Raw genomic sequence first — 13,433 nt, 5'->3', positions numbered from 1 at the left:
ACTCCTCCATCACGTCCTCCACACCGTTCCCGACACCGAGTTCCCTTGCTGCCGTGGCCCTCCCGCCGGACGCGCGGCACCGACGGGCAGCTGCGCACGCACGACCGTGCCACCGTCCGGCGGACACGTCACCGCACATGTACCCCCGAGCTCGGCCGCCCGTTCCCGGAGCGAGAGCATGCCCACCCCGGCAGCCACGTCTGACGGGATGCCGTGGCCGTCGTCCCGCACCTCGACGACGAGGACGTCCTCGTCCGGCCCGGCGCCCTCGACCGTCAGCCTCACGTCGCACTCGGCGGCCGCCGCGTGCCGGACGACGTTGGTGAGCGCCTCGGACACGATCCGGTATGCCGCCACCTCGACCGCCGCCGGCAGCTCCCCGAGGTGCCCGGCTCGCACCGAGATCGCCAGCGACTCGGACGACAGCCGTCGCCCCTGCTCCTCGACCGCCGACACGAGCCCGAGCTCGTCGAGCGCCGGGGGCCGCAGGTCGTGCGCGAGCCGGCGGACGTCGGCCAGCACCTCGGCGACGTCGGCAGTCGCCGCCGCGAGCAGCCGGTCCGCCTCGACGGGGTCCCGGCCCGCGACGTTGCGGGCCGTCTCGATCCTCAGCGTGACTGCGCCGAGGCTCGGCCCGAGGCTGTCGTGCAGGTCGCGGCGGAGCCGGCGCCGTTCCTCCTCGCGGGCGAGGACGATGGCCTCACGCGAGCGCTGGAGCGTCAGGCTCAGCTCGCTGGCCCGCGCCGCCGCCGCGGCCTGGCGCACGACGTCGCCGAGCAGCCGCTGGTCCCGCTCCGACAGGGTCGAGCGGCCGGCGGGCACGAGCAGCAGCCGGCCCACGGCCTCGCCGCGGTAGACGACCGGCAGCACGACCGGGGTGCCCACGAGCCGGCCGTGCTCGACGTGGAGCGTCGCGCCCGACCCCTGCTCGATCTCGACGCGCACGAACGGCGAGCGGAACGCCTCCGCCACGGACCGCGCCACGGCCAGGAGCTGCTCGGAGGGGTCGCTCGACACCTCGAGCCGCTCCGCGAGGGCCGACACGACGGCATACGGGTCGTCGCGCGAGCCGCGTCGGAGCCTCCGCACCAGCGCAGTGAGCCGGTCGCGCAGCGGGCCGTACAGCGCGGCCACCACGGCGATGGCGACCAGAGCCGAGTCCCGTTGTCCCAGAATGGCACCCGCGAGCGCGAAGACGAGGACGTCGACGCCGACGACGATGACGGCGAGCACGGCATACACGAGCGTTGCGGGCAGCAGCCGATCGATCTCGTAGAGGCGGTGACGCGTGACCGCCACGACCACGGCCGCCGACGTCACCGCCACGCCCACGGCCAGCAGGAGACCTGCGAGCGGGTCCTGGGCGAGCAGGCCCGCGGCGAGCACGACGACGTCGACGACAGCGGCCCACACGAGCCAGCGCAGCTGCTGCCGCCGCTCACCGGTGGAGGCCCGGTAGCGTCGCACGACCACGGCCAGGGGCACGAGGAGGGAGACCCAGATGCCCGCGAAGGCGACGCCGAGCAGCACCCGCCACACGGCATCCGGCAGCGGGAGGGTGACCGGGTCGATGTCGAGGGTGCGCAGCTCGGGGGTCAGCGAGCTCTCCGTCACCGCCTCGGCGACGTGTGACGGCACGAACGCGAGCACGGCCGGCAGCAGCCCGGTGAAGACGAGCGAGACGACGGACGCGGTCCGCCAGCCCCGCGCGCGCGGCAGGCGACCGTCGGGAAAGAGCAGGAGCAGCAAGGGAATTCCGAGCAGGAGCGCGGCCCCGAGCCGCTGGTAGACGTAGAACGCGGCGGACGCGGCGGGCAGCCCCGGGCTGGTGTAGACGGCGTATGCCGTCCAGCTGCTCGCGAAGGAGTCGACGACCCACGCGGCGCCCGAGACCACGAGCACCCACGCGACGGGGTGGCGCGGCAGGCGGCGCAGGAGCAGCAGCCCCGGGAGCAGCTGGGCGAGCCCGGTGAGGCAGCCGACCCAGCCGGCCTCGAGCCCGGCAGCGGCCGGGACGCCCGTACGGCCGTTCGCCACGTCGAGCCACACCGTGACGCCCGTCAGCGCGACGAGGAACGCGGCCAGCCCGACGACGGCCGCGCTCGCGGCGAGCTGCCCTCGAGGGTCTGGGTGCGCGTGCACCCGAGCATGATCGCAAGGAAGGTGTCCCGCTGTCCCGAGGACACGTGTCCCGGCCTGCCCGGGACACGAATGGGGACGAACGAGCGGACTCGCGACCCTGCCGGCCCGGGACGCACGACCGGGAGAGTCATACCAACGGCGCCGGACCACCTGGCCCAGTGCCGAGGACCGGGTCGAGCGGACCACGACCACCCGATCCCGACCGGAGCATCACCACACCATCACGACACCCCATCACGACACCCCATGGAGACAGCCATGCACGACAGCACCACGACCCAGCCGGCCCTCGCTCGCACCGACTCGCCGGGGCGCACCACCGCGGGCCCAGCGGCCCCCTCGAGCACCCTGCCGACCAGCACGCCGACCACCACACCGACCAGCACACCGACCAGCACGAGCCCGTCCATCTCGCAGACCACGGTGCGCCGGCTCGGCCTCGCCCTCACGGGCGGCGCCGTGGCGTGGGCAGCGTCGATCTTCGTCTACGGGACCAACGCCACGGGCTTCGGTGGCCGCGTGGGCGACCTGACCGGCCTGCTCTTCCAGCTCGGCGTCTTCGCCCTGCTCACGGTCATGTTCCACACCCGCGCCACCGGCACGAGCCGGGCGGCCCGCATCATGATCCGCGTCGAGTACGTCCTGCTCGGACTGGCGTCCGTCTGGTCCCTGATCCACGGTGTGGCACCGGACGCGGTCCGCGAGTCGGCCCCGGTCCTGGTGCTCGACGTCTTCTGGCCGCTGTCGATGCTCGGCATGTTCGTCATCGGCATCAAGGTCGCGTTCGCCGGCCGGTGGCGGAGCGTCCTCCGAGCCTGGCCCCTCGTGGCGGAGACGTGGGCCGTCGTCACGGTTCCGGCGTTCCTCATCCTCGGTGAGCCGGTCTCGAGCTGGGTGGGCGGCGTCCACCTGCTCGTCGGCTACGCGACGCTCGGCGCGCTCCTGGCCCGTCGGCCGGAGCTGACCGGGTCCACCGACTGAGCGCAGCGCTCACCCTGCGCGCGCTGCACCACCCGGCCGTATGCCGTCCGCTCCCTGTCGCTGCAGGGCGCGGGCGGCATACGTCCGCTTGGTGAAGCCAAGCGTGAACCCGGCCAAGTATCACGAAAGCGGCTGCCCACCACTGGGATTCGTGCCACCCTCACAGCAGGGGTGGTCCGACCTGAGGCAGGTGTGTGCCATGTCCGTGACCAAGATCGCCAGCGGCATCAAGGGCGGTTCCGCCGTGTGCGGCCTGCCGGACGGCTCCTTCGTCGTCGCGTCCGGTCAGGGGCTCCTCACCCGCTACGAGGCGACCGGAGCCGAGATCGAGACCCTGTCGCTGGGGTGGGTCGTCAGCGGGCTCGCGGCGCACCCGACCGGCTCGGGCGTGTTCGCGGCGTGTGCGGCCAACGGCGTCTGGGAGGTGCTCTTCGGTGCGGCGCCGTCCGTGCGGAAGCTGAAGTCGCTCAAGGGGGCTCGCGGGCTCGCGGTGGACGTCGCGAGCGCGTCGATCCACGTCGTCGCGACGCGCGACGGGGGTACGTACGGCCGCATCCCGATCACGGGCACCGGCAAGGGGCGCGTCATCGCTCGCGGCGTCGGCAACGCCCGCGCTCTCGCGCGGCGGATGGGAGACCCGTCCGCCTGGGTCCTTCAGGTCGGTGGCTCGACCGGCCCGGCGCCGAGCGAGTCGAGCCTCGCGGCCTACGACGCGACGAGCGGGGTGGCCGGTCCCGTCATCCCGGATCTCGGGCTCGCCCGCGACGTCGCATGGGTCGCCCCGGCCGGCGGCCAGCTCGCCCTTGCCGACTCGCGCGGCCGCATCCTTCTCGTCGACACGCAGCGGCCGGCGGCGGCGCCCGTGGTGCTCGAGGACGGGCTCCCCCGCGTGTGGTCCGTCGACCTCTCGGCGACGCCCGGCCCGGGCGGTGGCGCCGCCCTCATCGCGGGGATCGGCGACGCACTCGTGCTCGTCGACCTGCCACCCGCCCCGAGCGTCCAGCTCGAGATGCCGGCCAAGCTGCTCTACCTGTCGAGCTGGGCACGCGTCGGCGTCGCCCTCACCGGAGGGATATCCCTCGACGACCTCATCTTCAGGGTCGAGCCCCCGGAGGGCGGGCTCGTCTCCCAGTCACGCGACGCGACCTTCGCGCACCGGCCGTCCGTCGTCCTCGCCGCGAGCGCGGTGCCCGGCGCCTACAAGCTCGTCGTCCACGACCGGACCACCGGGGACGAGCTGCTCGGTGAGCCGTTCGAGATCACCGACGCGTGGGACGGCGTGGACGGACCACCGGTGAGCCACGTCGGCACCGTCGGCGTCGACTCACCCGACCCCGCGTGGGGCGGCGGCGACCCCTTCGTCCCCCAGAACCTCGGTGTCACACCGGCGCTCGGCACGAAGGACGTCGCCGTCGTCATCGTCGAGACCAACGACAGCACAGCGCTGTCCGCGGCCGACCAGGGAACGCTGCGCACCGAGTGGCGCAACGAGGTCTTCGACGGCGTCACCCGCGGCGGGGTCCTCGAGTCCACACGCAGCTACTGGCGCGACGTCTCGGAGGGTCGGCTCGACCTGTCGAACGCCGGCATCGTCGGGCCGATCCGACTCGCCAACAGCTGGGCGTCGTACGGCACGACCATCAACACGATGACGGGGAAGACCGACGGCTGGGAGGGCTTCGCGCGTGCGGCCGTCGCCGACCTCCGGGCCCAGAACGAGGCCGCCGCCGCGGCAGGCAACCCGCCCGTCCTCGACCTCATGACCGTGGACTCGATCGTCCTCGTCGTCCGCTCGCTCCCGGCCTCCGGCACGAACCCGGGCCGCTTCGTCTGGCCGAGCGCGACGCGGCCGGGCGCCTACCAGCTCTCGTTCGAGGTGGCTCGCCAGCGCATCAGCGTGCCGGTTCCCTTCGGCAGCATCGAGATCAGCGTGCCGATCATGCGGACGATCCAGATGTTCTCGATGCCGCACGACTGGGAGCCGCGCGAGTCGAGTGGCCGGGTGCGGGGCGAGACCGTGTCGCACGAGCTCGGGCACAACCTCGGGCTGCCGGACGAGTACGCGCGGTCCGCCCACCCGCAGTGGGCCAAGGACCGCGACCTCGCCAGCACGACTGCGGCGGGCGCGAGCTGGTCGCTCATGTCGTGGGAGGAGGAGTTCCCGCAGACCACGGTGGTCGAGAAGATGCGGCTCGGCTGGGTCGATGCCCCGCACGTGCGCAACCTCAGCTTCGCCACGCTGGGACCGGTGGACGAGACGGTGACGCTGCACGCGTCCGACCTCGGGCCGCCGCCTGCCGGGCGCTTCTCCGCGGTCGAGGTGCGCATCGCCGACGGGCACAACTACTACTTCGAGTACCGCCGCGAGCTGCCGTCGTCGACGAGCGACCAGGACGTCCCGGCCGACCGCACCGTGATCGGCGTGGACTGCCGGTCCGGCACCGAGCCGACGGACCGGCGCAACATCCTGCGGCTCAAGAACGACTCCGACAACGACAACGGTGAGTTCCAGTCGGGTGACGACTACCGCGAGCAGGACACGTCGGACCCCGGCTACCCGAACGACTTCCGGATGAGCGTCGTGAGCACCAGTGCGGACTCGGCGCAGGTCCGCATCCAGTACGGCGACTCTAAGCCCGACCCGCAGATCCGTCCGTGGGCGCCGAGCACGAACTGGAAGAGCCCGGACCTTCGGGTCACCAACGCCCGCAACGCCGCCGACAGCCGTTTCCGCGACATCCCCTGGGAGGGTCACGACAACCGGATCGTCGCGACCGTGCGCAACCCCGGCCTGCTCAACGCCCGAGGTGTGCGGGTCGACTTCTTCGTCAAGGACTTCACGCTCGGCAGCGGCGCGGAGACACCGCTCGGCAGCGACACCCACGACGTGCCGACCGGCGCGACCGTGGAGTTCACGTCGAGCGTGGCCTGGGTGCCGCCGCCGCTCTCGGCCATTCCGTTCCTCAGCATCCGGCCGCACTACTGCGTCGTGGCCCGGATCGCGGAGTACGCCGACCCCGTCGACCCGACCATCCGCGAGATCACCCGGGACAACAACGAGGCGCAGTCGAACCACACGCAGCTCATCTCGGTCAGCGCGTCGCCCTCGACGCGCGAGATCGGCTTCGTCAAGGTGACGAACCCGCTCCCCGCTGCGGCTGACTGCCGCGTGCAGGTGAGGCAGACGAGTGGCTACGCCCGCACCTACGTCGAGCACGCGTGGGTGCACCTCCAGCCGGGAGAGGAGCGCGACGTCATGTTCCTCACCGAGTCGCTCATCGGTGACCCGCTGCTCGGGCACGAGGCGCTGGAGCGTCGCGAGCTGATCTACAAGGAGCCGAACAGCGTGCGCCTCACCGGCATAGCCGACGACCACGACACGTGCGAGGGCTTCGTCACCGGAGGGGCGCACGTGCTCGTCCGGTCGGCGCGGGCCACGCGCTGGGTGAAGTTCGCCCGCCACGGGGGCCACACGTTCGGCCGCGTTGAGGTGGTCGACGACGGCTCCGGGGCCGACGGGACCGTCCTCGTCACTGTCTGGCCCGAGGGCGCACCCGAGAAGGCGATCGTGCGCGAGGGTCGCGCGGTCGACGGAGAGGTCAACGTCGAGCTGGGTGACGTCGAGGACGACTGGCTGGCGCAGGGCCACTACCTCGGCGGGTTCGACGTCGCCCCCTCCGCCAGCGAGGTCTTCCGTCGGTAGCCGAGCGGGCACGACGAGGACGCCCGCGACGGACTACCGTCAGGGGGTGAGTGAGCGCAGCGCCGAGTCCCCGTCCGCCGAGTCGGCCGAACCCGAGACCCCCACAACGGTGGACGGGTCACCGCCACCCGACCGTGTGTCGTTCGCCGACCTCGGGCTCGACGAACGCGTGCTCAAGGGACTTCGGGACGTCGGTTACGAGCACCCGTCGCCGATCCAGGAGGCGACCATCCCGGCGCTGCTCCAGGGCCGGCACGTCGTCGGGCTGGCGCAGACCGGTACCGGCAAGACGGCGGCGTTCGCGCTCCCGATCCTGAGCCAGCTCGACCTCAAGCAGAAGGCGCCCCAGGCGCTCGTCCTCGCCCCGACACGCGAGCTGGCCCTTCAGGTCTGCGAGGCGTTCGAGCGGTATGCCGCCCGCCTCCCGGGCGTGCACGTGCTCCCCGTCTACGGCGGGCAGGCGTACGGCGTGCAGCTGAGTGCGCTGCGTCGCGGCGTGCACATCGTGGTCGGCACGCCGGGCCGCATCATGGACCACCTGGAGAAGGGGACGCTCGACCTGAGCCAGCTGCGCTTCCTGGTGCTCGACGAAGCGGACGAGATGCTCAAGATGGGCTTCGCCGAGGACGTGGAGACCATCCTCGCCGACACCCCGGACGAGAAGCACGTGGCGCTGTTCTCCGCGACGATGCCGGCCCAGATCCGGCGCATCTCGAAGAAGTACCTGCGCGACGCCGTCGAGATCACCGTCGAGACGAAGACGACGACGGCGCCGAACATCGCGCAGCGCTACCTGATGGTGTCGTACCCGCAGAAGGTCGAGGCCCTGACCCGCATCCTCGAGGTGGAGAACTTCGAGGGCATGATCGTCTTCGTCCGGACCAAGAACGAGACCGAGACGCTCGCGGAGAAGCTTCGTGCGCGAGGGTTCTCCGCGATGGCGATCAACGGTGACATCGCCCAGAACCAGCGCGAGCGCACCGTCGGCCAGCTCAAGTCGGGCAAGCTCGACATCCTCGTCGCGACCGATGTCGCCGCCCGCGGCCTCGACGTCGAGCGGATCAGCCACGTCGTGAACTACGACATCCCGACCGACACGGAGTCGTACGTCCACCGGATCGGTCGCACCGGCCGTGCCGGCCGCAGCGGAGACGCCATCTCGTTCGTGACTCCGCGCGAGCGTCACCTGCTCAAGGCGATCGAGAAGGCCACGCGACAGTCGCTCGCGCCGATGAACCTGCCCACGGTCGAGGACATCAATGCCACACGCCTGAGCCGATTCGACGACGCGATCACCGAAGCGCTGTCCACCGACAAGGTCGACTTCTTCCGCAGCGTCATCGCCCACTACGTCGACGAGCACAACGTCCCTGAGGCGGATGTCGCCGCAGCCCTCGCCGTCGTGCTGCAGGGGGACGAACCGATGCTGCTCGACCCCGAGCCGGTGCGTCCTGCACGGCAGTTCGACGCCCGTGGTGCCCGTGAGCGTGGCCGGGACACCGGCCGGGGTGGCGAGCGGGGTGGCGAGCGGGGTGGCGGGCGCGGCGGCGACCGCGGTGGGACCGGGCGCCCTGGGGCTCGAGACGATCGGACGGGACGGCGGGGCGGACCCAACGCCTCACTCGCCACCTACCGGATCGCGGTCGGCAGGAGGCATCAGGTGGAGCCGCGCCAGATCGTCGGTGCGATCGCGAACGAGGGCGGTCTGCAGCGTCAGGACTTCGGGCACATCGACATCCGCGGCGACCACTCCCTGGTCGAGCTCCCGGCGGACCTGCCGCCCAGCGCGTGGGAGGGCCTGCGCGGCACCCGAATCTCCGGGCAGCTCATCGACCTGACTCGTGACGAGGAACGCCCGGCGGGCCGGTCGACGTCCTCGGAGCGCCGTGACCGCCCGTTCGCTGACGACCGGTCGGCCCCACCGCGCAACAAGAAGCCCCGCCACAAGGGCTGATCCTCAAGCCCCCCGCCCGGCGGGCTCAGACCGCCCACCCGACCCCAGAAGAACGTCGAGTGGGCACTTTCACCCGCGGCTCACCGTCGGATGGGCGCTCTCGCCCGGGTGAAAGTGCCCACTCGACCGGGTGAGTGACCGGGAGCTCGGAAGCGCGCACACTCACGTCGGGGCCGCCGGGACGCGGCCAGGAGATGACTTGGACACGGCGAAAGGCCACGGACCTGGCCGGGTACATGCCTGCGACCCCGCGCGCTCTGGCGGGGTGCGGGGCGGGGCAGCTACAGGTGCCAGGTGACCCCGAACGCGGTGACCGTCGCGGTCAGTCCACGCTGGTGGACCACGGTGTGGTGCCGGCCGCAGAGCAGGGCACCGTTGCAGAGGTCGGTGGGCCCGCCGTGGAGCCAGTGCACCACGTGGTGGGCCTCACACCACATCGGCGGGACCGTGCAACCCGGATACGTGCAGCCCTTGTCGCGGACGGCGAGCGCCCGGCGCTGCGCTGGTGTGAAGAGTCGCTTGGTGTAGCCGAGGTCGAGCACCTCCGAAGGCGCCCCGAGCACCATCGGCACGATGCCGGCCTCGCAGGCCAGCCTCCGCACCGCCGACGGCGACAGGGCAGCGTCGTTGTCGAGCAGGCCGACACCTCGGACCTGCTCGAGCAGCGCCTCGAGCGTCATCGTGATGACGAGCGTCGACCGGGGTGACCGGGTCATCCCCTCAGACGCGCCCACTCCGCGGCCGATGACCTCGAGCAGGGCATCCGCGCGACGCGTCGCCGGGGTGCGCGGGTCGACCTCACCGACACCGCCGTCGAGAGCGAGCTCGGGGCGCGGCCTGGCCAGGCGGTCGATCGCCGCCTCGACGATCGCCGCCCCCTCGGCGTCGAGCCGTAGCTCGAAGACGGTGAAGCCGGCGCAGGAGCGCACCCTGCGGAAGGACCGACCCAGGCGCTGGACCGCCTGCTCGGACTCGAGCTCGGCCGGCGGCTTGAGGGTGGCTCTGGCGTGGCTGATGAGCCGGCGCAGCTCTCGGCCGGTCAGGACGTCGCACGCCTCGACCATCGAGTCAACGATGCCCGCGAGGTGCTCCGGATCGGCGATGCGGGCCACGTCGTCGTGGAAGCGGACGATGGCCGCGGCGTGCTCGACCGACACCTCGGCGGCCGCGACTCGCTCGGCCAGCCGAGCCCAGTGCGGCTCGTTCATGGCCGCACCCACGCGGGTCAGTGCGGCAGCCTGCGGCCCGTCGAGACCGTCCGCCTGCACCCGAACCCAGTCGGCTGCGGACAGCCCGGTGTCATTGCCCAGCCCACGCGAGCTGGCCTCGCGCGCGAGCACGGCGGTCAGCGTGTGGCTCAGCTCGCGCACGGTCTGCGCCTGGCCGATGACCTCACCGACGGCACCCTCGGGCAGCGACCACGTCGGAAAGTCACGGGCGAGGGTGCGCAGCGTGTCGGCCATCGAGCGCAGCACATCGACGAGGCTCTCGCTCTCTACGGCCGCCGCGGTACTCATGTAAGAACCCTACGACCGACCGCTGACAATGCATGACGCCGTCATGCGACTCCCGACGACGACCGTCGGTCGCAGGTGCTTCTCGGCGTCGTCCCGCAAGCCGCGCCGTCCTTCTCACCACGTGGACGGCATACGGCCGCGGTGTGTGAGCCGACGCACACTGCAAGCACGGCCCGCAGGGACTTTCCAGACCACTGTGGTAGTTAGTTGAAACGTGAAGCAACTTCGAATCGTCGTGTCCAGCACCCGCCCCGGCCGCATCGGTCCCAAGATCGCCGAGTGGGTGGCCGCGCAGGTGCCCGCGAGCGAGTGGGAGGTCGGCCTGCTCGACCTGTCGTCGCTGCCGTTCTTCGACGAGGAGGACATGCCGCGCAACGGCAACTACGCCAAGCCGCACACGAAGGAATGGGCCTCGAAGGTCTTCGAGTCCGACGCCATCGTCATCGTCACGCCGCAGTACAACCGCAGCTTCCCGGCGCCGATCAAGAACGCGATCGACTACCTCTTCGCCGAGTGGGACGCCAAGCCCATCGCGCTCGTCGGCTACGGCTGGAACGGTGCGACCGACGCCACCGCCGACCTCGCCAAGGTCCTCGGCCACGTCAAGGCCGACGTCGTCGGCTCGACCGGCCTCGTGTTCACCCAGGACGTGTCGCCCGAGGGCGCCCTCGACGTCACGCCCGAGCGACAGGCCGAGCTGGCTCGGCTCCTCGAGTCCCTTGCAACCAAGGTCGAGGAGCCTGTCACCGCCACTGTCTGATGCGATGACCTGACCCCGGCCTCCGCGAAGGGTCTGATCAACCGCCTGACGCGCAACTCCGACCCGGTCGGTCGGGTCAGGCTGCGGTGCCGGCTCGAGGCTGCCCCGGCGGCGACCGCCTCAAGGCTCCCGATGCGTGGAGCCGGGAGACCGTGGTCAGGCCCCGGGTGCGGTTGTGCACTTCCGAACGTGTTTGAAAGCCGATGGAAGGAGAACGCGGAACCCGCCCGGGACCTCGGCCACGCCGCTAGTCTCCCGGCATGACGAGGATCAGGGGCACCCTGTACGCCGGTTGTCCCGACACGATTGACGGCGACCGCCGGACGAGGAGTGGCCTTGTCTGAGCCGTGCCGCGTCTGCGAGACGCCGACAGAATTCTTCGCCGAGGCTCAGGTCCTCGGCCACGTCAACGTCACATACGGCCGCTGCCCCTCGTGCGGGACCGTGATGGCGCTGGAGCCGACCTGGCTGGATGACGCGTATGGCGACGCCATCGGCAAGCTAGACGTAGGCCTCTTGGACCGCTGCCAGACTCTGGCCAGCGTGACCGCCAGCGTGCTGCGGACCGAGCGGCTGCGGACCGGTCGATTCCTCGACTGGGCCGGCGGTTACGGCACTCTCACCCGGCTGATGCGCGACCGCGGCTATGACTTCGTCCACAACGACCCAATGGCAGAGAACATGTTCGCCGAGGGCCACGAGGTGGCCGACCCCACCACCGACCGCTACGACCTCGTGACCGCCTTCGAAGTGCTCGAGCACCTGACCCATCCTGTCGTCTCGCTGGCCCCGCTGGCCGCAAGCACCGACCGCCTGATCGCCACCACGCAGATCCTGCCGTCGCCGACCCCGGGTCCGACCGACTGGGACTACTACGCGCTCGAGTCCGGGCAGCACATCACCTTCTACACGCGGGCATCCCTCAAGAAGCTGGCGCATCGACTTGGCTTCGACGGGGTCGTTACGAGCTCGCTCGTCCACCTGTTCTACCGCGGCAAGCTGTCGCCGCTGACCAAGGCGATGGTGCGCCGACCCGCCGTGAGCTATGGCCTCGGTCACCTGGCGTCCCTCGCCGACCGGCGTCACTCGTTGTTGATGAGCGACCACGACGCGGTCAGGGCCCGGCTGGCCGGAGAATCCTCCACCCGCTGACCGCAGGCTGCGCGATGGGAGCTGGCCGAGGCGCCCGCACGCGGTATGTCCTGCCCTCAGCCGACGACCGGCCGACCGAGCGCCTCGCGTGCCGTCGCCGACGGCGCGGGAGCAGGTCGGGGGCCCGCGGGGACGAGCCGGCGCAACTTCATCGACGGCTTCTCGACGAGCAGCCAGGACGCCCAGGCGACCGGCACGGTCACCGCGACCGAGAGCACCGCGAACCAGAAGGGCCCCACCGCTGTCGGCACGTGCGCGATGGCGAGGAGCTGCTGCAGCGGGAAGGCGAAGAGGTACGTGCCGTAGGAGATGTCGTTCCGAACTCCGACGCGCACGGGCAGGCGCGCCCCGAGCCACAGCAGCAGGAACGCGAGCGGGACGGGAGCCAGCGCGAGGTACCAGCCGCGATCGAGGGCGAGCATCGCAACGACGAAACCACCAGCGCTGACACCGGCGAACACCGACCGTGGGAGCCGCTCGCGCACGAACCACAGCAGCACGCCGGCGGCGAAGAACGACCACAGCCGGGTGAGCTCTGGGGCCACAGCGGCGCCGATGCCGGCGCCGAACTGGACGGTGACACAGGCGGCGAGGCCCACGCAGAGGATGGCAGCCGCTCGCGCTCGGAACCAGGGAAGCGCCACGAGAAGCCCGAAGACGACGTAGGCCGCGGCCTCGTACGGAAGGCTCCACGTCGCGGCATTCCAGAGGCCGTGGTACGCGACGCCGGCAGGGGTTCCGTCGATGCCCATCTGCGTCGTGAAGAGGAGCGAGTTGCGCACGACGTAGCTCGCCCCGCCACCCCACTCATAGTCGGTTCCGGACACGATCGTTGACAGCGGCGCCACGAGGAGCGCGGTGAAGAGGAGCAGCGCCCAGTAGGCAGGCATGAGGCGCACGACCCGTCGCCACAGGAAGGCTGGCAGCTCCATGCGTGAACGGCTCCCGGCGATCAGGTAGCCCGAGATCGCGAAGAAGCCGTCGACCGCGAAGCCACCGAGGTAGGGCCACGGCCCGGGTTGGCCGGTGGCCGCCTTGAAGGAGTGGTCGACGACGACAAAGGTCGCGAGGAGCAGGCGGAGTGCGTTGAGGGCGTTGTTGCGCCCCGCAAGTCGTGTGTGGACGGACGCCGTGCCCCCACTCCCCCAGTTCGGCATGGGCCAAGAGTGCCCGAGCGCTCGCACGCTCACCCGAGAATGCGAAAACCCTTGTCACCCAGTTGAA

General features: G+C 71.3%; 8 protein-coding genes. 5 read left to right on the top strand and 3 right to left on the bottom strand.

The annotated features are described in order from the left end of the window. Positions 1-9: 9 nt before the first annotated feature. The gene (locus tag ACFQU3_RS09055) at positions 10-2,142 is read right to left on the bottom strand and encodes a sensor histidine kinase (RefSeq protein WP_385908865.1); all 2,133 of its coding nucleotides are present in this window, start codon (positions 2,140-2,142) and stop codon (positions 10-12) included. A 258-nt stretch (positions 2,143-2,400) separates the two neighbouring features. On the opposite strand from ACFQU3_RS09055, the gene ACFQU3_RS09050 reads away from it, so the two are divergent. The 3 genes from ACFQU3_RS09050 (at position 2,401) to ACFQU3_RS09040 (ending at position 8,780) form a co-directional block, all read left to right on the top strand. Beyond that, positions 2,401-3,123: a hypothetical protein gene (locus ACFQU3_RS09050; RefSeq protein WP_385908863.1), complete on the top strand. Its 723-nt coding sequence runs from the start codon at positions 2,401-2,403 to the stop codon at positions 3,121-3,123. 199 nt (positions 3,124-3,322) lie between these two features. Beyond that, positions 3,323-6,826: a hypothetical protein gene (locus tag ACFQU3_RS09045; protein ID WP_385908861.1), complete on the top strand. Its 3,504-nt coding sequence runs from the start codon at positions 3,323-3,325 to the stop codon at positions 6,824-6,826. A gap of 46 nt (positions 6,827-6,872) precedes the next feature. Further along, the gene (locus tag ACFQU3_RS09040) at positions 6,873-8,780 is read left to right on the top strand and encodes a DEAD/DEAH box helicase (protein ID WP_385908859.1); all 1,908 of its coding nucleotides are present in this window, start codon (positions 6,873-6,875) and stop codon (positions 8,778-8,780) included. Between the two features lie 281 nt (positions 8,781-9,061). On the opposite strand, the gene ACFQU3_RS09035 is transcribed toward ACFQU3_RS09040, so the two are convergent. After that, a complete protein-coding gene (locus ACFQU3_RS09035) occupies positions 9,062-10,297 on the bottom strand; it encodes a DUF222 domain-containing protein (RefSeq protein ID WP_385908857.1) in 1,236 nt (411 codons plus the stop codon). A 214-nt stretch (positions 10,298-10,511) separates the two neighbouring features. Here ACFQU3_RS09035 and ACFQU3_RS09030 point away from each other — a divergent pair, with 214 nt between their 5' ends. Beyond that, positions 10,512-11,057, top strand: a complete 546-nt coding sequence (locus ACFQU3_RS09030) for an NADPH-dependent FMN reductase (protein WP_385908855.1) — start codon at positions 10,512-10,514, stop codon at positions 11,055-11,057. A 447-nt stretch (positions 11,058-11,504) separates the two neighbouring features. Continuing rightward, the gene (locus ACFQU3_RS09025; RefSeq protein WP_385908854.1) at positions 11,505-12,209 is read left to right on the top strand and encodes a class I SAM-dependent methyltransferase; all 705 of its coding nucleotides are present in this window, start codon (positions 11,505-11,507) and stop codon (positions 12,207-12,209) included. Between the two features lie 56 nt (positions 12,210-12,265). On the opposite strand, the gene ACFQU3_RS09020 is transcribed toward ACFQU3_RS09025, so the two are convergent. Continuing rightward, positions 12,266-13,366, bottom strand: coding sequence for an acyltransferase family protein (locus ACFQU3_RS09020; protein ID WP_385908853.1), 1,101 nt, complete (start codon positions 13,364-13,366; stop codon positions 12,266-12,268). Between the last annotated feature and the right edge of the window lie 67 nt (positions 13,367-13,433).

Source organism: Terrabacter sp. GCM10028922 (assembly GCF_042666095.1).
Classification (GTDB): Bacteria; Actinomycetota; Actinomycetes; order Actinomycetales; family Dermatophilaceae; genus Terrabacter.
The sequence above is the reverse complement of the archived record's forward strand: the minus strand, read 5'-3'. Positions and strand labels throughout refer to the sequence as shown.

Bases quoted from the DNA above. Each gene is read 5' to 3' on its own strand.
- ACFQU3_RS09050 (WP_385908863.1), top strand. From the start codon at position 2,401: ATGCACGACAGCACCACGACCCAGCCGGCCCTCGCTCGCACCGACTCG.
- ACFQU3_RS09045 (WP_385908861.1), top strand. From the start codon at position 3,323: ATGTCCGTGACCAAGATCGCCAGCGGCATCAAGGGCGGTTCCGCCGTG.
- ACFQU3_RS09035 (WP_385908857.1), bottom strand. From the start codon at position 10,297: ATGAGTACCGCGGCGGCCGTAGAGAGCGAGAGCCTCGTCGATGTGCTG.
- ACFQU3_RS09025 (WP_385908854.1), top strand. From the start codon at position 11,505: ATGGCGCTGGAGCCGACCTGGCTGGATGACGCGTATGGCGACGCCATC.
- ACFQU3_RS09020 (WP_385908853.1), bottom strand. From the start codon at position 13,366: ATGCCGAACTGGGGGAGTGGGGGCACGGCGTCCGTCCACACACGACTT.